Below are 19776 nucleotides of genomic sequence, written 5' to 3'. Positions count from 1 at the left end.
GTGCCGGAAGGTCAGCCCCAGTAGTGATTCCGGGGGTAGTAAGGTAGAGATAAGAAGAGTGACGCCTGCGCGTCAAGAAAATGCACGATGAATGGCGTGCTTAAATCAGCCTTTGTAAGCGTTTGTTTTTCTGCTCATAACTAAGTGGTTGTTTGCATGGAAAAACGCTTGCGAAGCAGGCGGCTGACGGTTTTTTGCCGCCGACGAAAGGTCCTTCCGAGCGTTGGTTGCCGGGAAGGCCTGTCATTTAATTGCTGTCAAAAACGCAGCTACAGGTGTACTTCAACTGCTAACGGCAGGTGATCCGAAAGATGCGTCCACGGCTTGTTGCCAAGAATCCTTGGATCGTGGCTACTGGCATTGCGCAGGTAGATCCGGTCAAGCCTCAGCAAGGGAAACCGCGCGGGATAGGTTTTCGCCGGGCGCCCATGATGGCGCTCAAAGGCTTCATGCAGATAATCGCGACGGGCGAGGGCGGCGTTGCCTTGCAACTGCCAGTCATTGAAATCGCCGGCGATGATCACCGGCGCATCGTCGGGTAGAGATTCAAGCAGCTGACAGAGCAGTTGCAACTGCAATTGCCGATGGCTTTCCAGCAGACTCAAATGCACACAGATCGCATGCACCTCGGCATGCCCGGGGACATCAAGAATGCAGTGCAACAGCCCGCGCCGTTCAGGCCCGGTGATCGACACGTCAAGGTTGCGATATTCGCGGATCGGGTATTTCGACAGCAGCGCGTTGCCGTGGTGGCCATCCGGGTAAACGGCGTTGCGGCCGTAGGCAAAATCGCTCCACATACTGTCGGCGAGGAATTCGTACTGCGACGTCTGCGGCCAGTCGTTGTAACGACTGGAGTGGCGTTCGTGCTCACCCACCACTTCCTGCAGAAACACCAGATCGGCCGAGGTACTGCGCATCGCTTCGCGCAGCTCCGGTAGAACGAACCGCCGATTCAGCGCGGTGAAGCCCTTGTGGGTGTTGACCGTGAGTACCCGCAGGCGATGAATGACTGGCGCGTCGAACGCTTGACGCTTGGGATCGCTGGACACGTTCACTCCTCTGAATTGGGCCATGCCTGTTCATGCGACTGGTTCGAGGGGGTGGCAGTTCCTTCCGATGATTCACTGCTGGGCTAATGTGGGAGCGAGCCTGCTCGCGAAGACTTCATCACATTCAATACATCTGACACATGACACACCGCTTTCGCGAGCAGGCTCGCTCCCACAGGTATGGTGAGCTTCCGCCGTTCAGAGGAAGACGATTTCATACGGCAGGCGCATCCGCTCCAGCAGCACCGGTGGCAGCAGCGGGGCGATGCCGATGGCCGGTTCGCCTTTGAGCTGGCTGGCATAGGCGTGGGTGGCGTGGCTCTTGCGCGCGACTGTCCAGGTGTCGAGACGCAGCTTGCGCGCGCGTTCCCAGGGAATCATTTGCTGCTCGCGCTCCGGCCAGTGCCAGGCCCACACCGGCACATCGTGGTAGGTCGCCCCGGCTTTCTGCGCCGCGTCGAAACTGGCCCGGCCAACCACTTCATGGTCCGGTGGGCCATCCTTGCGCCAGGTACTGAACACTACGTCGCCCGGTCGCAGGTAACGGCCGATGAACTCGGTGAGCTGGCTTTGCTGATCACTCAGTGCGTTGTCGGTAAAGCCGCCGCGCACCCACTTCAGGCTGTGCATGGGCAGGCCGAGGCGGCGCAGGGCTTCGACGCTTTCCTGCGGACGGAATACGCTCAGGCGCTGTTCCGACCACTGGCGCGAGCCGGGGTGGCTGGCGCTACCGTCGGTAATCGAGAGCAATTGCAGGGGATGGCCAAGGCTGGAGAGCAGTTGCAGCAGACCGCCGCAAGTGACCACTTCATCGCCCGGATGCGGGGCGATGACCACGGCGCGGGCGCCGGCGGGTACCAGGCTGTGGGTGTTGATGACGGGAATATTGTCGAGTTGCGGCGCGCTGTTCCAGATCTGTGCCGGCAGGCCGTGTTCGTTGAGTAATGACGATTTCATGAGTGCGACGTCCTTGTGGTATCTCGCCCTCAGTCGTGAGCAGCCAACGCTGATCGCGGCCCGTGAAGGCAAATGAATAGCAACGGTGCAGTGCTCCAACCCTTGGATTACTGCGAGGCAGAGTATTGCTCAAGACAGCCGATTCGTCGCGTCACAGATCAATCTGATCCGTAATTTTTTATTCCAGCTGTGCCAGATTGCGCAGAAAGTCACCGAACCCGCCCTTGGCCCGGCTGTCGATTCGGGCGCTGGTGTGCACTTGCGGACGGTGACTCCAGGCGATATTCGCGCCGCTGCGCTCCAGTGCAAGCACCAGTTGCACATCCTCGTCACAGGTCAGCGGCTTGAAACCGCCGGCCAGACGATAAGCCTCGGCACTGACACCCAGGTTGGCGCCGTGAATGTGTCGATGGCCATCGCGGGCCTGATAATGATGGTGATAGCGAATCTGCGCCGCCTCATCAATCGACTCGTGCCAGTGCTCGACGGTGACCGTGCCGCACACTGCGTCCGCCTCCAGTCCCAGTTGCGCCGCCAGCCAGTCATCGGCGACGCGGCTGTCGGCGTCGGTGCAGGCGATCCAGCGGGCACCACGCTCGAGCAACAGGCGCGCACCGGCGGCGCGGGCTTCGCCAACGTTGCGTGCATCAATCTGCAAGCTGAGCACCGGATAAGCGCTGACGATCCGCGCCGAGCCATCGCTGCAACTGTCGAGCACGACCAGTATTTCCACCGGCTCGCCGGCCAGTTGTGCATGCTGGCTGGCGCGCAACGCTGCACGCAGGCATTCATCAAGCAGCGCCTCTTCGTTGTGCGCGGGAATCACGATACCGATCAACGCAAGCCCTCCAGGGCCGCCACCGAGCGTGGCTCGCGGCTCCACAGTTCGAGAATGAAATCCGCTTCCTGATGCAGCACCAGACGCGGCAAAGCCAATTGATCGTGGATCTGATCGTGGACCTGACGTGCATTCAACGGACAGCCCTCGATCGGCGGGCGCCAGTGGCAGGCCAGCAATTGGCCGCCGGCGGTCAGCGATTCACTGATCCGGCGGATCATTTCTGTCAGATCTTTTTCGTCGAGGTAGTAGCCGATTTCGCTGAATACGATCAGGTCGAATTTTTCCTCGGGCCAGTCAGCCGGAAGGCGGCCCTGACGGACTTCGGCATGCTCGAACACGCTCAAGCGCGTACGCGCCAGCTTCACCGCCGCGCTCGCCGTGTCGCAGCACAACAGGCGGTCGCAGCGCGGAGCCAGCTCTGCACTCAGTTCGCCGTTGGCGCAACCCGGTTCGAATACCGACCTATAGCGCGGACGGGGCAGGGCGGCGAGGGTGATCGCGCGCTTGCGCTGTTCGTACCAGCGCTGGCGAAACGCCCATGGGTCGTCATTGCCCGCGAACAGGCCGTCGAAATAGCGGTCATCGACGCTCACAGGAACACCACTTCAAAAGGTTGCAGCAAACGATCTAGCACATAGGGCGCGAGCACTGGCCCGAGGCCGACGTCGCGGTCGCCTTCCAACTGGCTGGCGAACGCGTGCGCGGCGTGACGTTTACGTGCGATGTGCGTCGGTGAAAGGAGAATCTTGCGCGCCCGCTCCCATGGTACGGAAGCGTCTTCCGGGGTTGCCCAGTGCCAGGTCCAGACCGGCAGTTCATGGCAGGTCGCACCAACGCGTCGCGCCGCTTCGACACTGGCGCGGCCGACGGCCTCGTGATCGCTGTGACCGTCTTGGCGCCAGGTAGTGAAAACCACGTCACTGGCATGCAGATAACCGGCGATGAATTCGCTCAACTCGGTTTCTTGCGCCGCCACTTGGGTGTCGGTAAAACCGCCGCGCAGCCATTTCAGACTGTGCATCGGCAGACCGAGGCGCCGCAAGGCTTCGGCAGACTCCTGCGGACGCACCACACTCAAACGCTCGACTGTCCAGCGCTGCGAGCCGGGGTGACTGGCGCTGCCATCGGTGACCGAAATCAACTGCAACGGCCTTCCGGCTGCCGCCAGCAACTGCATGATGCCGCCGCAACCGAGTACTTCGTCATCCGGGTGCGGCGCGATGATCACCGCTCGCGAACCCAGCGGTACCAAGTCAAGAATATCGATGGCGGGCAGCTCGGCCAGACGCCGCGAAGCCTGCCATTGCTGCAATGAAGTGCCCTGGCCAACGATCGGGTTGGCTTTCATAACGCCCAGACCTCGCAGGACTGACCAGCAATCTGTTGGCCCAATGCAGCAAGGTCGCGTTCAGCGTGACTCTGGCGCAGAAACACCGGCAGGTCGGCGCTCAACCGGGCGAAATGCCGATCCTGACAAAACGGCCCGGCACCCAACGCGCGACCGACTTCGCGCATCACCTGTTCGGCAGACTGTTCGACCACGGCGCGGGCGCGGCGGGCGAGCAATTCAGCGTCGGCCTCGGGCTGCGCATCGATTTGCAGCGCGCTGAAGCGCAACACATCGGCTGCCGCTTGCAGTGCTGTGTCAGTCGCACCGAGATGGGCGAGGGCGTGCGGTTCATCGCGTTGCGCGCAATGCTGACGCAGCCCTTCGGCAATCCGCCGTGAAGCGCCATACCAGCAAGCCGCGATACCGATCCCGCCCTGCCAGAACCCCGGTCGTTGCAGGTAATCACCGGGGTTGCCAATGGCCTGCGCTTCAGCGTTGTCGAACAGCACTTCAACGCTGCCGGTGGCCGCCATGCCCACCGCTTGCCAGCCTTGATCGGTGATGGTCACGCCAGGTTGATCGAGTGCGACTGCAACCAATTGCTGCTGACCGTCCGCGTCCCATGCGGTGAGCAAGGCGTGGCTGAGCACCGCAGCGCCAGAGCACCAGGCCTTGCGTCCGTTCAGCGTCACCATATGCCCTGACGGCGTGACTTTCACCCGTGCCTGCGGCGGTTCGGCGGCCCACATGCCCCACGTACTGCCCGGGGTTGGCGTACCGCCCAGTTGCTCGATGATCGCCAGCGCATCCGTGTGGCCTTCATAGAGTTTGCACAGGCCTAAATCGTGTCCACCGACTTCCGAGAGACGCTGAAAGCGCTCCAGCGTGTGACCGCTGCCGGGCAACGGCAAGCGGTCGAGGCCGGCCTCGACCATTGCCCGCAGGCAACGGCCGAGGGCATTGGTGTCGGCGTAATCTGGCGGACGGCGGGCCAGATAATGTTGAAAGTCCATATCAATCTTCTTCGTCACGTTGCAGTTCGAACAGCAGCAACGAACGCCCGGTCACCGAATATTCATGGCCGAAGTCGAAGCGTTCCTGACCGCGAATCGACGGCTGATTGGTGTCGATCATGCAGGTCCAGAAGCCGCCATTCGGCACTTCCGGCAGGGTAAAGTTGACGATGTCGTGATGGGCGTTGACCACCAGCAGCAGCGTCGCGTCGGCACCTTTACGACGGATGCCGGTTTCCTGCGCGCGTCCGTCGAGCAGCATGCCGAGGCAGCGATTGTGCGCATCGTGCCAGTGCTCGGTGGTCATCTCGGTGGCGTCCGGTGCCAGCCAGGTCACGTCCTTGACGCCGATGTCTTCGTTGTACTCGCCGACCAGGAAGCGTCCGCGACGCAGGATCGGATAAGTCAGGCGCAGCTTGATCAGGCGTTTGACGAACTTGAGCAGGGCCTTGCCGTCTTCGCTCAGATCCCAGTTGACCCAGCCGATCTCGCTGTCCTGGCAATAGGCGTTGTTGTTGCCGTCCTGGGTGCGGGCGAACTCGTCACCGGCAACGATCATCGGTGTGCCCTGGGCCAGCAGCAGGGTGGCGAAGAAATTGCGCATCTGCCGATGACGCAGTGCATTGATTTCAGGATCGTCGGTCGGACCTTCGACGCCGTGGTTCCACGACAGGTTGTTGTTACTGCCGTCCTGGTTGTTCTCGTCGTTGGCTTCATTGTGCTTGTCGTTGTACGAGACCAGATCGTTGAGGGTGAAACCGTCGTGGGCGGTGATGAAGTTCACCGACGAATACGGCCGGCGCCCACGCTGGTTGAACATCTCCCCGGAAGCGGTCATGCGGCTGGCGAAATCCGCAAGCTGAGCGTCGTCGCCTTTCCAGAACGCGCGCACGGTGTCGCGGAACTTGTCGTTCCATTCAACCCAGCCCGGCGGAAAGTTGCCCACCTGATAACCGCCGGGACCGCAGTCCCAGGGTTCGGCGATCATTTTCACCTGACGCAGCACCGGGTCCTGACGGCAGGCGACGAGGAAGCTGTGGCGCTCGTCGAAACCATCGTGGTAGCGGCCAAGAATGGTTGCCAGGTCGAAGCGGAAGCCATCGACGTGCATCTCACTGGCCCAGTAGCGCAGAGAGTCAGTGACCATTTGCAGCACGCACGGGTGGCTCAGGTCCAGTGTGTTACCGGTGCCGGAATCGTTGATGTAGTAGCGCTTGTCGTCGGGCATCAAGCGGTAGTAGGAGGCGTTGTCGATACCGCGCATCGACAGGGTCGGGCCTTGCTCGTTGCCCTCGGCGGTGTGGTTGTAGACCACGTCGAGAATCACTTCGAGGTTGGCATCGTGCAGATGCGCGACCATTTCCTTGAATTCGGCAATCTTGCCACTGGCCAAATAACGCGGGTCCGGGGCGAAGAACGCGATGCTGTTGTAGCCCCAGTAGTTGGTCATGCCCTTTTGCAGCAGATGCTGATCGTTGACGAAAGCATGGATCGGCAGCAATTCGACAGACGAAACACCGAGCTTGCGAATGTGCTCGAGCACGTCGTCGACCATCAGACCGCCGAAGGTGCCACGCAGGTTTTCCGGCACCGACGGGTGCCGCATGCTGATGCCGCGCACGTGGGTTTCATAGATGATGGTCTTGTCCCACGGCACGCTGACGCGATGGTCGTTGCCCCAGGTGTGCGCCGGGTCGATGACCTTGCACTTGGGCACGAATGGCGCGCTGTCACGCTCGTCGAAACTGAGGTCGGCGTCGGGGTGGCCGATGGTGTAGCCGAACAGCGCCTCCGACCATTTCAGCTCGCCGACCAATTGCTTGGCGTACGGGTCGATCAGCAGTTTGTTGTGGTTGAAGCGGTGACCATTGGCCGGGTCATAAGGACCATATACGCGGTAGCCGTAGATCAAGCCAGGATGCGCATCCGGCAGGTAGCCGTGGTAGATCTCATCGGTGTATTCCGGCAGCTCGATGCGTTCGAGCTCGACCTCGCCGGCATCGTCGAAAATGCACAGCTCGACCTTGGTGGCGTTGGCGGAAAACAGAGCAAAGTTCACCCCCAGACCATCCCAGGTCGCACCGAGCGGGAAGGGCAGGCCTTCACGGATTCTCGACGGCTCGGCGTGCGCAGCGGGTTCGGCTTTCTTTGGACGGGTCATGATTGCTCCTGCAAAAAAACGGGACAGTTCAGGCAATGAGATTTCCTTGTGGGAGCGAGCCTGCTCGCGAAAGCGTCGGTACATTCGACATTTTCACCAACTGACCTAGCGCTTTCGCGAGCAGGCTCGCTCCCACAGGGTTGTGTGTTGTTCCCAAAAATGGGCTTTCTTCGGGGCGCAAGAACCCCTGTGGCGAGCACGCTCGCCACACAGTCATTCAGTTCAAAAATGGATCGGGTCAGTTCGCCGGAGGCTTCTTCGCTGCTCGCGGCTTTTTCTCGGTAGCCTTTTCGCCCGGCGGGACTACTTTGGGCGTGGCCGCCGGCTTGGCTTTCGCTGCCGGTTTGGCTTTGGCGGCTGCCGGTGTTTTGCCGTCGGTGCTTTTCGCTGCAGCGGCTGTAGTCTTGCCAGCCACTTTGCTGCCCGCCGCTTTCGGTGGCTTCTTGGGTGCCAGCGCTTCGGCCTCGGCCAGCTTGCGCGCCATTTCCCAATGACGTTCTTCGTGGCCTTCAGGTTTCCCTTCCGACTCCCAGATCTGATAGGCGAATTCGCGAATGCGTTTATCGTCGGTGCTCATCGCAATGCTCCTGAACTGAACTCATGCTTGTGTTAAGTGTTGGATAAAGAGATTGACCGGGACATCCCCCAGCGCTTCGCTGACATTCAGCTCCCTGTTTTGTGTGACTACGCTGCTGGCAAAAAGTCCCTTCAGGTTTGCATCCGAAGCGGCAGACGGTAAAACCACCCGCGTATCGCCCCAGCGCAGCGCATCGACCTGCGGCATGGCACTGTTTTCCAGCAACGTCGCGCAACGCACCGGCACTACCACGATGGCTCGCACGCCCTCGTGTTCACGCGCGAATGCCAAGACGTTGTGTGCCTGACTGCCCAGCACTTCCAATGGCTGGTAATCGCCACGACGGAACAGCTCGCTGTGTTCCTTGCGCAGGTTCAACACCTCACTGATCAGCGCCTGTTTGATGCGCCCGTCACGCCAATCCTTGAGCAGTTCGGTACCCGGCACGGATGCCTGCAACGCTTGCTCGCGGGCGGCGTAATCTACCGGGCGGCGGTTGTCCGGGTCGACCAGACTGAAGTCCCAGTACTCGTTGCCCTGGTACAGATCCGGCACACCCGGCACAGTCATGCGCAGCAAGGTTTGCGCCAGCCCGTTGAGCGCGCCGGCAGCGGCGATGCTGTTGACGGTCTTGCTCAGCGCCGCACGCAGCAACTCGCCTTCTTCACCGGTCAACAGCTTTTCCGTGAACGCCTGTGCTGCGTTTTCATACGCTTCATTCGGCGCGCTCCAGCTGCTTTGCAGCTTGGCTTCACGCAGGGCTTTCTGCTGCCATTGCCAGATGCGCTTGGCGTAATCGGCGAAACCGGCCTTGTCGTCGTCCTGCAGGTCCAGCGGCCAACTGCCGAGCAATGCCTGATAGAGGATCAGTTCGTCGCCAGCGGAAGGCGCGTCATCTTCGATGCGCACCGGGCGGGCGAGGGCGCGCCACAGTTCGACCTGATCGGCGTACCAATGGCTGCGCTCGCTGAGTACGGCCAGCCGGGCGCGGGTGTCTTCGCCGCGCTTATGGTCATGGGTGGCAGTCGCGAGCAAGTTGTCAGGAAACTCGGCCATGCGCTGTTGATTGACTTCGTGGAACTCGCTGACGGGCGCGCTGAATTGCTCGGTGTTGTAACCGACATCATTGCGCGACAGCAGCACCGCCGAGCGATACAGCGCGGTATCTTCGACGGCTTTGGCAGCTGCCGGCGAAGTCAGTTGCTGGAAACGCACGCACGCATGCTTGAGGATCTTGCGCGAGCGCCCCCGTGGCTTGCGGCGCCAAGGCGTGCCGCCGAGCCAGCTGGCGACCGAGTCGAGCACTGGCCAGTCGGCTTCGCTGAGGGTTTGCCGCGCACCGTCCATGGCGTGCTGGAAAATCGCTTCGTCCTGCTCGGACCGGCCCATGGCGCTGATGTAAGTGCGATAAACCGGGAAGTGCACGATCAACGCATGCAGCACGCGGCGAATGGCGCCCAAGGTCAGGTCGCGGGTCATCAGGTCATCCCGCGCGACTTGATGCAGGGCCTGCGCGACACTTTCAAAGTCGCTGGCCAGCGAACCATTGAGGATCTGCTGGCGGGCCAGTTGCGCTTCTTCCATGAACGCTGCCGGGCGCTCGGTGCGGCGCTGCCAGAGTTCGCCGAGCACACGTTCGCCGTCCGGGTCGTGTTGCAGCAGCGACAGCTGGTTCATGAACTCGTAACCGGTGGTGCCGTCGACGCTCCAGTCGCGGCGCAGGGTTTCGCCCTCGCCGAGGATCTTCTCGACATAGATGGGCAGGTGACGTCCCGGCGCCAAGTGATCAAGGCGACGGCGCAATTTGCGGCAGTAGCCACGCGGGTCGGCGAGGCCGTCGATGTGGTCGATGCGCAAGCCGTCGACCAGACCTTCTTCGACTAATTGGAAGATTTTGCCGTGGGTCGCTTCGAACACCGCCGGACGCTCGACGCGCAGGCCGCCAAGCTCGTTGATGTCGAAGAAGCGCCGCCAGTTGATGTCGTCCGCCGCCGTGCGCCAACTGGCCAGGCGATAGCTTTGCCGCTCGAGCAACTCGTGGAGCTTGTGGAAGCCCTCGTCGGTGGTCGAATCGTATTGGGCGACATTGCTTTCGATGGTGGCCAGAACACGCGGATCGCTTGCCAGCTCGCGCAACTCTTGCTTGAGTGGCATCGCCAGCGAATGTGCGTCGGTCTGGTAGCTGAGTGTGCTGAAGCGATCTGCCAGAGACTTCAGCGTGTCGTCGGACTTGAGCAGCTCGCCATAGTTGTTCGGGCAGATCGGGAAGTGGTGGTCGTAATGCTCGACGTAAAAAGTCCCGGTCTGCGCGTTGAATTTGAGCTTCAGCGTGCCTTCCTGCAACGCCACGCCGTAATCACTGCCAAGGAACGGCAGCAGCAACTGGCCTTCCATCAACGGGTCCGGCGAGTGCCACTGAATGTCGAAGAATTCGCCATACGGACTCAGGCGTCCCCATTCCAGCAGGTCGAGCCACCACGGGTTGTCATTGCCGCCCACGGCCATGTGGTTGGAAACGATGTCGAGAATCAGCCCCATGTTGTGTTCACGCAGGGTGCTGACCAGTTGGCGCAATGCCGGCTCGCCGCCCAGCTCCGGATTGACCTGGGTCGGGTCGACCACGTCGTAGCCATGCATGGAACCGGCGCGCGCCGCCAGCAATGGCGAGGCGTAGATATGGCTGATGCCGAGTCGGGCAAAGTACGGCACCAGTGGCACCGCTTGTTCGAGGGTAAAACCCTTATGAAATTGCAGGCGCAAGGTGGCGCGCAGTGGCTGGATTTGCTGTTGATTCATTGGTCACGCTCAGAGGCTTGAAGGCGCGCGCAGGCCAGCAGTTCCAGGCGGCGGGCGGCATCGGGGCCGTCCAGCAACGCTTCGCTGGGACCGGGCAAACGTCGCGACCAGTTCGGATGTGAATCGGTGGTGCCAGGCAGATTCGGCTGTTCATCAATACCCAAGGCATCTTCCAGCGGCAGCAGCACCAGCGGCGCGCGGGTGTGGCCGAGGAAACGCACACTGGCATCGACCACTTGATCGGCTTCGTGGGACTCTTCGCGGAAGTTCTGCGGATCCTGGCGCAGCGCATCGCGCAGGCCTTCGCGTTCACGCTCACGGTGCCGGCGCCAGTCGATTTCGCCATTGGCATCGACCAGACCGAGGCGTGCGTTCCAGTCAATGTCACGACCATGCCACCAACCATTAAGTGTCGGCAGGTCATGGGTGCTGGTGGTCGCCAGGGCATCATCCGGCCAGTCGAGAATCGGTTTGAAACGGGTATTGTCCTGTTCGAACAACAGCACGCGCATGCCCAGAATCGAGCGCGCGGCGAGTTTTTCCCGCAGGCCTTCCGGCACGGTGCCGAGGTCTTCGCCGAGCACGATGGCCTGATGCCGATGGGATTCCAGGGTCAGCAGGCGCAGCATGTCGTCGAACGGGTAATACAGATAGGCGCCATCCGCCGGGGCGGCGCCGTTGGGAATCACCCACAGGCGTTGCAGGCCCATGACATGGTCGATGCGCAGGCCTCCGGCGTGGGCGAAGTTGGCGCGCAGCATGTCGATGAAGGCACGGAAACCGTTGCGGATCAGCCCTTCCGGCGAGAATGCGGAAATGCCCCAGCCCTGGCCGCTGCGATTGAGGATGTCCGGCGGCGCGCCTACGGTCAGCGAGGCGAGCAATTCATCCTGAAAACTCCAGGCCTGACTGCCGGCACCGTCAGCACCGACCGCGAGGTCGGCGATCAGGCCAATGCCCATGCCGGCACTGCGCGCAGCAGTTTGCGCACGCTCGAGGCAGCGATGGATCAGCCATTGGCAGAAGGCGAAATAACCGATGCGCTCGGCATATTCCTCGGCAAACGCGCCGAGCGCCGCGCCGCGTGGGTCGTGCCAGTGCTCCGGCCATTCGCGCCAGTCGAGGCTTTCGCCACGGGCGGCGCGCATTTCCTGAATGGCTTCAAAGCGGCAATGGTTTTCCAGCGCTTCGCCACCGGCATGGCGGAAACTGGCGAAGTCGGCGTGCAGCGGATGCTCACCAGCGACGAAACCGTCATACAACGCTTGCAGCAGTTTCTGCTTGGCTTCGGCAGCGGTCGGCCAGTCGATCAGCTTGAGATTTTCCAGCTGCTCGAACTGCGCGGCCAGGCCACTGGCATCAATTGCATCACGCAACGCGCGTTCGCCGAGAATGCTCCCCGGCGCGGCATACAGTGAATTGAGAAACAAGCGGCTGGACGGCGAATAAGGGCTGTAGCGGCCATTGTCGGCGCTGAACATCGCGTGCATCGGACTGATCGCCAGCGCATCGGCGCCGCGTTCACCCGCTACACGAACCAGTTCCTCCAGCGCCTGCGTATCGCCAAAACCACCGTCACCCGGACGGCGTAGCGAATACAACTGGGCGCTCAGACCCCAAGCGCGCGGGATCGGGCTATCGACCGCATCGGCGACGCTGAAGCAGCGTTCAGGCGCCACGGCGAGCGTGAAATACTGATCGGCGATATGCACTTGCTGGTAACCGACCGGAATCAAGCCGGGCAACATGGCTTCGTTGTCCAGCTTCAGATTCATCTGCGAACCGTCTTCAAGATGGATTTCGCAGGGGGTTTCCGGTGAGAAATAGCGACTAAGGTCGAGGGCGATGCCCACGTCGCAGGTCAGCAGGGGTGGCAAATGGCGGTCTTGCTGGACTTCTTGCAATTCCAGCAGGCTGGCATCGATTTCTTGCGCGGTGCTGGCGGGGTGGCCGAGTCCGATCAGGACATTGCGCAACACAGCAGGAGCGACTTTTTGCTGACGCCCGTTGGCGTCGATCCAGTCGACGGCAAGGCCGGCTCGACTGGCGAGTATTTCCAGTTGCGCATCGCTCATAGGCGCTCTCCATCCAGGGGGTGCATAACGGGTGCGGCCGTGAGGCTGACGAGCGCGGTGTACGCCGGCAGTTGGTTCGGGTCCGACAGTTCGATCGCGGCTGGCTGTTGAAACAACCACTCGGTATCAGTCTGTGCAGGGTTGACCACTGGCGTGTCACTGAGGTTCAGGTCAATTCGCAGCTCACTGCCGTTGCCCAGCCGCCAGCGTGCGCTGACCGCGCCATGGCCGAGCATCTGCGCGCCCAGAGCCTGGGTCCCGGAGAGGTTGGGAATGATGTATTGGTGCCGCAACTTCAGCAGCTGCCGATACAGCTCTTGGGTCTGCTGTTGCAATGGCGTGCCGCTGCCGGACAATCGCGGCTGCGAAGCGTGGAAAGTGCTTTCGGCATTCGGATCGGGGATCTGTTCGCGCTTGTGCGGATCGGTAAAGGCACTGAATGCGGCGAACTCGTTGCGCCGACCTTCACGCACCAGTTCCGCAAGTTCACCGTGGTGGCTGGTGAAAAACAGGAACGGTTGCTCGGCGGCAAACTCGTCGCCCATGAACATCAGCGGAATCATCGGCGACAGCAGCAACAACACCGTCGCCGCTTGTACCGCACGCGGGTCGGCGAGCTGATGCAGGCGTTCGCCAAAGGCACGGTTGCCGATCTGGTCATGGTTCTGCAGGAACAGCACGAAAGCAGTGGAGGGCAGATGTTCGCTCGGCTCGCCGCGAGGTTCGCCATGGCGAGTGATGTGGCCCTGGAACACGAAGCCCTGACTCAGACAGCGCACCAGTTGCTCGGTGGGCTGCGCGGCATAGTCGGCGTAATAGGCGTCGGTTTCGCCGGTCAGCAGCACGTGCAGGGCGTTATGACCGTCGTCGTTCCACTGCGCGTCGTAATCGTTTTCCAGCAGGCTCGACTGGTTCAGCTCGTTCTCGACGGTCAGCCAGACGTGCCGGGTCGGGTCGATCTGCTGGCGAATGCGTCGGGCCAGATCGCTGAGGAAGTCGGGATCTTCAATCGCGTGCACCGCATCCAGACGCAGGCCGTCGAAGCGGTATTCAAGCAGCCACATCAACGCGTTTTCGATGAAGAACTCACGCACTTCCGGACGGCGGAAATCGATCGCTGCGCCCCAGGGGGTGTGCTTGTCCTCGCGGAAAAAACCCTTGGCGTAACGATGCAGATAGTTGCCGTCGGGGCCGAAGTGGTTGTAGACGACGTCGAGAACCACCGCCAGGCCATGGCCGTGGGCGGTGTCGATCAGGTGTTTGAGTTGTTCCGGTGTGCCGTAGGAGGCTTGAGGTGCATAGGGCAGCACTCCGTCATAACCCCAGTTGCGATCACCGGGGAACTGCGCCAGCGGCATCAATTCGATGGCGGTGATGCCCAGCGCCACTAGCCGCGCCAGATGCTGTTCGACTTCGGCAAAACCACCGAGCGCACCGACGTGCAGCTCGTAAATCACCGCTTCATTCCACGGCCGACCATTCCAGGTCGTGTGCCGCCATTGGTAGGCATGGGGATTGACCACCACACTGTGGCGGTCGAGGTCACCATCCTGCGCCCTGGAGGCCGGGTCCGGCACCTCCAGTTCGCCATCGATGCAGTAACGGTAGCGACTGCCCGCCGGGCAATTGGCCTTGATTACAAACCAACCGTCGCCCTGAGGCAGCATGGGCAACGATTTTCCATCTTCCAGTTCCACACTGACGTAGAACGCGTCAGGCGCCCACAACGCAAATTGCGTGTGCTCGGCATCCAGCATGATCGCGCCGTGGGGCCAGGTTTCTTGGGTCCTTGACGGCATTTTCTGCAACTCCCTGGTTATTTGTGGCTGGCTTTACCCAACGCCTTGGCGACCAGTTGTTCGTAAAGTTCGGCGTACGGTTCAACCGCTTTGCTCCAGTTGAACGGTGCAGCCATGGCGCGGCAGCGCATGGCATTGAGCAGTTCCGGGAAGGCGAAGACCTTGAACGCGCGGCTCAGGGCTTCTTTATAGCTATCAACGGTGGACTCATCGAAGAGGAAGCCGGTGACGCCGTTTTCAATGGTGTCGGCCAGACCGCCGGTGTTGCGCGCGACCGGCAGCGAGCCGAAACGCTGGGCGTACATCTGGCTCAAGCCGCAAGGCTCGTAACGCGATGGCATCAAGAGGAAATCGCTGCCGGCGAACATGCGTCGGGCATCGGTTTCGTTGAAGCCGATGCGCACGCCGATCTGGCCAGGAAAGCGCAGGGCCAGTTCACGCATGGCTTGCTCTTCTTCCGGCTCGCCGCGACCGATGATCGCGATCTGACCACCGTTCTGCACGATGAACTCGGACACCGCTTCGGTGAGGTCGAGACCTTTCTGATAGACCAGGCGCGAAACCACGGCGAACAGTGGGCCGGTAGAGTCATTCAGGCCGAACAGCTCACGGACGTGGGCGGCGTTGACCGCTTTGCCTTCCCAGTCGCCGATGGCGAACGGGGCAAATAGATGCGGGTCGGTCGCCGAATCCCAGCTCTCGTCGATGCCGTTCGGGATGCCGCTGAGCAGGCCTTGCTGGGTCTTGGCGGCAAGGAAACCGTCGAGGCCGCAGCCGAAGTCCGGGGTGGTGATTTCCTGCGCGTAAGTGGCGCTGACCGTGGTGATGTGGCTCGAATAGGCCATGCCGGCCTTGAGGAACGACATCTTGCCGTAGAACTCCATGCCTTCCTGTTGCAGGGCATGGGTGGGAATCCCCAGCTCCGGGCAGGAACCAAGGCTGGTCACGCCCTGGTAGGCAAGGTTGTGAATGGTGAACAGGGTCGGCGTGCGCTGCCCGCGCCAGTGCATGTAAGCGGGCGCGAGGCCAGCCGGCCAGTCATGGGCGTGCACCAGATCCGGGCGCCAGTGAATTTGCGCAAGATTGGCGGCGATGTCGGCAGCGGCCAGGCCGAGACGGGCGAAGCGGATATGGTTGTCCGGCCAGTCGCGACCGTTGTTGGCGCCGTAAGGGCCACCTTCACGCTCGTAGAGTTCAGGGCAGATCAACACGTAGATCACCAGACCATCGGGCATGTCCATACGACCGATCTTGCAAGGTGGCAGCGCGGCGTGGCCACCCAGCTCGCCGATGATGTGAATCGGGTTTTCGCTGTGCACCACTTGCGGATAACCGGGGATCAGCACCCGCACGTCATGCAAGTGGGCCATCGCGCGGGGCAGGGCGGCGGAGACGTCACCGAGGCCGCCGGTCTTGACCAGATCGGCGATTTCCGAAGTCACAAACAACACTTTTTTCTTGTTGGGATTCTGGCTTGCTACCGGAGCAAGCGTCTTGGTGCCGGGTACGTTGATCTGTCGGCTGCCGGGAACACTGATGGTGCTCGATTCTCCAAGCGACTGGTGAGCACGCTCTCCCTGAATATCCAATGCCGCACTGATCATATGTATCTCCCGTGTGTGATCTGATTCTTGTCTCGAACAAGCTGTTTCATGGCCAAGTCCTGTGGCCGGGCGCAAAGGCGCCACGCATCGGTGAGCAAATGCTGACCCAACACGCGCAAGCAGAATGGGTGGTGAGGCCGTTGCAAGGATTACACCAGTCGCTTTCGCCCAGTTGTTCTGATGACCTGTGGCGTGAAGCAAAAGTTTCGACTTTTTTTCGTCGGTATGACCGAGTGGTTTGGCCACTGAAAAATGAGTCTAGGCCAGATCCTAGAGCGGGTCGGTGCAAATGGGTAAATTGTTCGACAATCGGTTGTGTCGGGATGTTAGCGAGGGTTCAGGAGGGGAAACGCTCCGACGAAGGGCATGTTTTTCGGTCGGAGTGGGCCAAAACGGTGACTGGGTAGTCACGGTTTTGTGCTAGGGGATGGGCTGCGCGCACCGATTTGGTGCGGTGGCGTTGAGGAGGGGGTGGCGAGTTGGACCCTTCGCGAGCAAGCTCGCTCCCAAAGGATGAATGCATTCCAATGTGGGAGCGAGCTTGCTCGCGAAGGGGCCGGTTGAAGCACTACGACTCTCGAGTCAAAGAGTCAATTCAACAGACGCACCGGCTCCCCAGCTGCCCAACCCTGAATATCCTCGATCATCTGCCGGAAGAACTGCTCGTAATTCTGCCGACTGACATATCCCGCATGGGGGGTAGCGAGGACATTGTCCAGCGTGCGAAACGGGTGCAGGTCCGGCAAAGGCTCTTGCTCGAACACGTCCAGCGCTGCCCCGGCAATTCGCCGTTTCTGTAGCGCCTTGATCAACGCGGTTTCATCGACGATCGGCCCGCGTGCGGTGTTGACCAGCAATGCGGTCGGTTTCATCCAGTCCAGCGCCTGGGCATCGACCAGACCGCGACTGCGTTCGCTGAGCACCAGATGCACGGACAGCACGTCGGCCTGCTCGAACAGTTGCTGCTTGCTGACGTACGTCACGCCGGCCTGTTCAGCGCGTTCGGCGGTGAGGTTTTCGCTCCAGGCAATCACCCGCATGCCGAACACCTGGCCGAACTGCGCGACCCGCTGGCCGATGCTGCCCAAACCCAGGATTCCCAAGGTCTTGCCATGCAGATCGCCGCCGAGGCCCTGTTGCCACCGGCCGGCGCGCAAGGCATTGGCTTCCTTCACCAGATCACGGGTGGCCGCCATGACCAGCGCCCAGGTCAGTTCCGGCGCGGCGTGTTTGTAACTGTCGGTGCCGCAGACCTTGATGCCCAGCGCCGCTGCGGCCGGCATGTCCAGCGCGGCATTGCGCATGCCGCCGGTGACCAGCAACTTCAGATTGGGCAAGAGTCCGAGCAAGTCGGCGTCGAAACGCGTGCGTTCGCGCATGACGCAGATCACCTCGTACTTACCGAGGCGCTCGGCCAGTGTCGCGTTGTCGGCCGGGTAATCATGCACAAAGGTCACTTCACCGATGCTCTCCAGCACGGACCAGTCGACCACGTCGCGTGCCACGTCCTGCCAGTCATCGATCACTGCAATCTGCACCGTCATCGGCTTACCTCATCATGGAGCGGAAGGAGTCTTGCCCAGCCAGCCGAGCAGCGCCTGATGGAATTTTTCCGGTTCTTCCATTTGCGGCGCATGACCCATGCCCGGGAATTCGATCAGCGTCGACTGCGGAATCAGCTTGGCGACCTGTTTGCCAAGCACCTCGTAGTGGCCGATTTTCGCTTTCACTTCCGGCGGTGCGAGGTCCTTGCCGATGGCCGTGGTGTCGGAGGTGCCGATCAGCAGCAGGGTTGGCATCTTCAGGTCCTTGAACTCGTAGTACACCGGCTGGGTGAAGATCATGTCGTAGATCAGCGCCGAGTTCCACGCGACCTGGGTCTTGCCCGGACCTTTGCTCAGACCGGCGAGCATGTCGACCCAGCGATCGAATTCGGGCTTCCAGCGGCCATCGTAATAAGTGGTGCGCTCATAGTCGCGAATGCCCTTGGCCGTGACCTTCAACTCACGCTGATACCACTGATCGACGGTGCGATACGGAACGCCGAGGGCTTTCCAGTCTTCCAGACCGATCGGGTTGACCATCGCCAATTGATCGACCTGCTCCGGGAACAGCAGCGCATAACGGGTGGCGAGCATGCCGCCGGTGGAGTGGCCGAGCACAGTGGCTTTCTGAATGCCCAACGCCTTGAGCAATTGCTGGGTATTGGTCGCCAGTTGCTGGAAGCTGTACTGATAGTGCTCGGGTTTGCTGGAGGTGCAGAAGCCGATCTGATCCGGCGCAATCACGCGGTAGCCGGCGTCGCTCAAGGCCTTGATCGAACTGTCCCAGGTCGCCGCGCAGAAATTCTTGCCGTGCATCAGCACCACGGTGCGGCCGTTGGCCTTGCCATTGGCGGCGACGTCCATGTAACCCATTTGCAGTTTCTGACCCTGGGATTCGAAGGCGAAGTGTTTAAGCGTGTAGGGATATTGGAAGCCTTGCAGCTCCGGGCCATAGGCAGGCCCTTCGGCGGGGGCGGTTTCAGTGGCTGCGTGCGCCATTAATGGCAGGGCAGCGCTGAGGACGAGGCCGGGCAGCCAGCGGGAAAGCGTGACGGACATAAGCACTAACTCCTTGAAAATTGGCCGACTCTGGAAGGTCGGGATTACGCCGACGTTAAACAAAGGCAATCACAGGAAGGGTTGGTTCAACCGAGCCAGCCCAGTGTCAGCAAGGCCAGCACGCCATAGCGCGCGCCTTTGGCCAGGGTGACGATCAACAGAAAGCGCCCGAGCGGTTCGCGCATGACGCCTGCTATCAAGGTCAGCGGATCGCCGATCACCGGCAGCCAACTGAGCAGCAGCGACCAATGCCCATAGCGCTCATAGTGCTTGCGCGCCTTGGCCATATGCTTGGGGCTGACCGGGAACCAGCGTCGATCCTGAAAGCGCTCGATGCTACGGCCCAGCCACCAGTTGACCAGTGAACCGAGCACGTTGCCCAGCGTCGCTACCGCGAGCAAACCCCACAGCCAGTAACGCTCGCTGACGATCAGGCCGACCAGCAGCGCCTCGGACTGCAATGGCAACAACGTCGCCGCGCCAAACGCAGCAAAGAACAGGCCGAAGTAGGCTGCCCCCATCAACGGGCCGGGTAGTCCGCCACTACCACGTCAGCGCCGTCCTTCTTCAGGCCGATCACTTGGTACGCATCGCTCATGCCGTCCATTTCCATGCCCGGCGAGCCCATTGGCATGCCCGGCGCAGCCACACCCAGCAGATCGTCGCGCTTGCTCAACGCAAGCACCTGATCGGCCGGCACATGGCCTTCGACGAATTTGCCATTGATGATCGCCGTGTGGCAGGACGCCAGACGCGGTGGTACGCCGTGCTGCTGTTTAAAGCTGCTCATGTCGCTTTCGACGTGATCTTCGACTTTGAAGCCATTGGCTTCGAGATGGCTGATCCACTTTTTGCAGCAGCCGCAATTGGCATCGCGGTGCACTTCGATCGGGATCAGTTCGGCGGCTTGCGCCAGGGAGGAGATGAACAGGGCGCTCAGGGCGAGCAGACGCAGTTGGCTTCGCATG

General features: G+C 61.4%; 16 protein-coding genes. All 16 read right to left on the bottom strand.

Annotated elements, in window-relative coordinates:
- Positions 1-269: 269 nt before the first annotated feature.
- The 16 genes from AB4N47_RS10500 to AB4N47_RS10425 all read right to left on the bottom strand — a co-directional run bounded on the left by AB4N47_RS10500 (position 270) and on the right by AB4N47_RS10425 (position 19775).
- A complete protein-coding gene (locus tag AB4N47_RS10500) occupies positions 270-1052 on the bottom strand; it encodes an endonuclease/exonuclease/phosphatase family protein (RefSeq protein WP_460154501.1) in 783 nt (260 codons plus the stop codon).
- 198 nt (positions 1053-1250) lie between these two features.
- Complete coding sequence (locus tag AB4N47_RS10495; RefSeq protein ID WP_122601767.1) at positions 1251-2009, bottom strand: PIG-L deacetylase family protein; 759 nt, start codon at positions 2007-2009, stop codon at positions 1251-1253.
- A gap of 178 nt (positions 2010-2187) precedes the next feature.
- Positions 2188-2847, bottom strand: coding sequence for a glycosyltransferase family 2 protein (locus AB4N47_RS10490; protein WP_341637608.1), 660 nt, complete (start codon positions 2845-2847; stop codon positions 2188-2190).
- A complete protein-coding gene (locus AB4N47_RS10485; protein WP_341637607.1) occupies positions 2844-3443 on the bottom strand; it encodes a class I SAM-dependent DNA methyltransferase in 600 nt (199 codons plus the stop codon). The genes AB4N47_RS10490 and AB4N47_RS10485 overlap by 4 nt, the downstream gene beginning before the upstream one ends.
- Entirely contained in the window at positions 3440-4198 is a 759-nt protein-coding gene (locus AB4N47_RS10480) for a PIG-L deacetylase family protein (protein ID WP_016774641.1), read from the bottom strand. The genes AB4N47_RS10485 and AB4N47_RS10480 overlap by 4 nt, the downstream gene beginning before the upstream one ends.
- A complete protein-coding gene (locus tag AB4N47_RS10475) occupies positions 4195-5193 on the bottom strand; it encodes an acyl-CoA dehydrogenase family protein (RefSeq protein WP_136493399.1) in 999 nt (332 codons plus the stop codon). The genes AB4N47_RS10480 and AB4N47_RS10475 overlap by 4 nt, the downstream gene beginning before the upstream one ends.
- Position 5194: 1 nt before the next feature.
- Positions 5195-7354 carry a glycogen debranching protein GlgX gene (gene glgX, locus AB4N47_RS10470; protein WP_341637605.1) on the bottom strand — a complete coding sequence of 720 codons (2160 nt, stop codon included), beginning with the start codon at positions 7352-7354 and terminating at the stop codon, positions 5195-5197.
- Positions 7355-7592: 238 nt separating this feature from the next.
- The gene (locus tag AB4N47_RS10465) at positions 7593-7931 is read right to left on the bottom strand and encodes a DUF2934 domain-containing protein (protein WP_336352695.1); all 339 of its coding nucleotides are present in this window, start codon (positions 7929-7931) and stop codon (positions 7593-7595) included.
- A 21-nt stretch (positions 7932-7952) separates the two neighbouring features.
- The gene (locus AB4N47_RS10460; RefSeq protein ID WP_341637604.1) at positions 7953-10727 is read right to left on the bottom strand and encodes a malto-oligosyltrehalose synthase; all 2775 of its coding nucleotides are present in this window, start codon (positions 10725-10727) and stop codon (positions 7953-7955) included.
- The gene (gene malQ / locus AB4N47_RS10455) at positions 10724-12802 is read right to left on the bottom strand and encodes a 4-alpha-glucanotransferase (protein ID WP_341637603.1); all 2079 of its coding nucleotides are present in this window, start codon (positions 12800-12802) and stop codon (positions 10724-10726) included. Before malQ ends, AB4N47_RS10460 begins: the two co-directional genes overlap by 4 nt.
- Positions 12799-14601 (bottom strand): malto-oligosyltrehalose trehalohydrolase, encoded by a 1803-nt coding sequence (treZ, locus tag AB4N47_RS10450; RefSeq protein ID WP_341637602.1) that lies wholly within the window; start codon positions 14599-14601, stop codon positions 12799-12801. Before treZ ends, malQ begins: the two co-directional genes overlap by 4 nt.
- Before the next feature lie 17 nt (positions 14602-14618).
- Entirely contained in the window at positions 14619-16205 is a 1587-nt protein-coding gene (glgA, locus tag AB4N47_RS10445; RefSeq protein ID WP_016774645.1) for a glycogen synthase GlgA, read from the bottom strand.
- A gap of 590 nt (positions 16206-16795) precedes the next feature.
- Positions 16796-17749: a D-2-hydroxyacid dehydrogenase family protein gene (locus AB4N47_RS10440; RefSeq protein WP_341637601.1), complete on the bottom strand. Its 954-nt coding sequence runs from the start codon at positions 17747-17749 to the stop codon at positions 16796-16798.
- Positions 17750-17761: 12 nt separating this feature from the next.
- Complete coding sequence (locus AB4N47_RS10435) at positions 17762-18808, bottom strand: alpha/beta fold hydrolase (protein ID WP_110603361.1); 1047 nt, start codon at positions 18806-18808, stop codon at positions 17762-17764.
- Between the two features lie 86 nt (positions 18809-18894).
- Positions 18895-19329 (bottom strand): YqaA family protein, encoded by a 435-nt coding sequence (locus AB4N47_RS10430; protein ID WP_341637600.1) that lies wholly within the window; start codon positions 19327-19329, stop codon positions 18895-18897.
- Positions 19329-19775, bottom strand: a complete 447-nt coding sequence (locus tag AB4N47_RS10425; protein ID WP_041480975.1) for a DUF411 domain-containing protein — start codon at positions 19773-19775, stop codon at positions 19329-19331. Before AB4N47_RS10425 ends, AB4N47_RS10430 begins: the two co-directional genes overlap by 1 nt.
- Position 19776 lies beyond the last annotated feature (1 nt).

It is taken from the genome of Pseudomonas sp. S3_G06 (assembly GCF_054667565.1).
This window is presented reverse-complemented; position numbering and strand designations above follow the sequence as displayed.

What these genes read in the sequence shown, in the direction of transcription:
- treZ (WP_341637602.1), bottom strand. Translation starts at nt 14,601, where the DNA reads ATGCCGTCAAGGACCCAAGAAACCTGGCCCCACGGCGCGATCATGCTG.
- malQ (WP_341637603.1), bottom strand. Translation starts at nt 12,802, where the DNA reads ATGAGCGATGCGCAACTGGAAATACTCGCCAGTCGAGCCGGCCTTGCC.
- AB4N47_RS10465 (WP_336352695.1), bottom strand. Translation starts at nt 7,931, where the DNA reads ATGAGCACCGACGATAAACGCATTCGCGAATTCGCCTATCAGATCTGG.
- glgA (WP_016774645.1), bottom strand. Translation starts at nt 16,205, where the DNA reads ATGATCAGTGCGGCATTGGATATTCAGGGAGAGCGTGCTCACCAGTCG.
- AB4N47_RS10480 (WP_016774641.1), bottom strand. Translation starts at nt 4,198, where the DNA reads ATGAAAGCCAACCCGATCGTTGGCCAGGGCACTTCATTGCAGCAATGG.
- AB4N47_RS10440 (WP_341637601.1), bottom strand. Translation starts at nt 17,749, where the DNA reads ATGACGGTGCAGATTGCAGTGATCGATGACTGGCAGGACGTGGCACGC.
- AB4N47_RS10425 (WP_041480975.1), bottom strand. Translation starts at nt 19,775, where the DNA reads ATGCGAAGCCAACTGCGTCTGCTCGCCCTGAGCGCCCTGTTCATCTCC.
- glgX (WP_341637605.1), bottom strand. Translation starts at nt 7,354, where the DNA reads ATGACCCGTCCAAAGAAAGCCGAACCCGCTGCGCACGCCGAGCCGTCG.
- AB4N47_RS10495 (WP_122601767.1), bottom strand. Translation starts at nt 2,009, where the DNA reads ATGAAATCGTCATTACTCAACGAACACGGCCTGCCGGCACAGATCTGG.
- AB4N47_RS10430 (WP_341637600.1), bottom strand. Translation starts at nt 19,329, where the DNA reads ATGGGGGCAGCCTACTTCGGCCTGTTCTTTGCTGCGTTTGGCGCGGCG.
- AB4N47_RS10435 (WP_110603361.1), bottom strand. Translation starts at nt 18,808, where the DNA reads ATGTCCGTCACGCTTTCCCGCTGGCTGCCCGGCCTCGTCCTCAGCGCT.
- AB4N47_RS10475 (WP_136493399.1), bottom strand. Translation starts at nt 5,193, where the DNA reads ATGGACTTTCAACATTATCTGGCCCGCCGTCCGCCAGATTACGCCGAC.
- AB4N47_RS10460 (WP_341637604.1), bottom strand. Translation starts at nt 10,727, where the DNA reads ATGAATCAACAGCAAATCCAGCCACTGCGCGCCACCTTGCGCCTGCAA.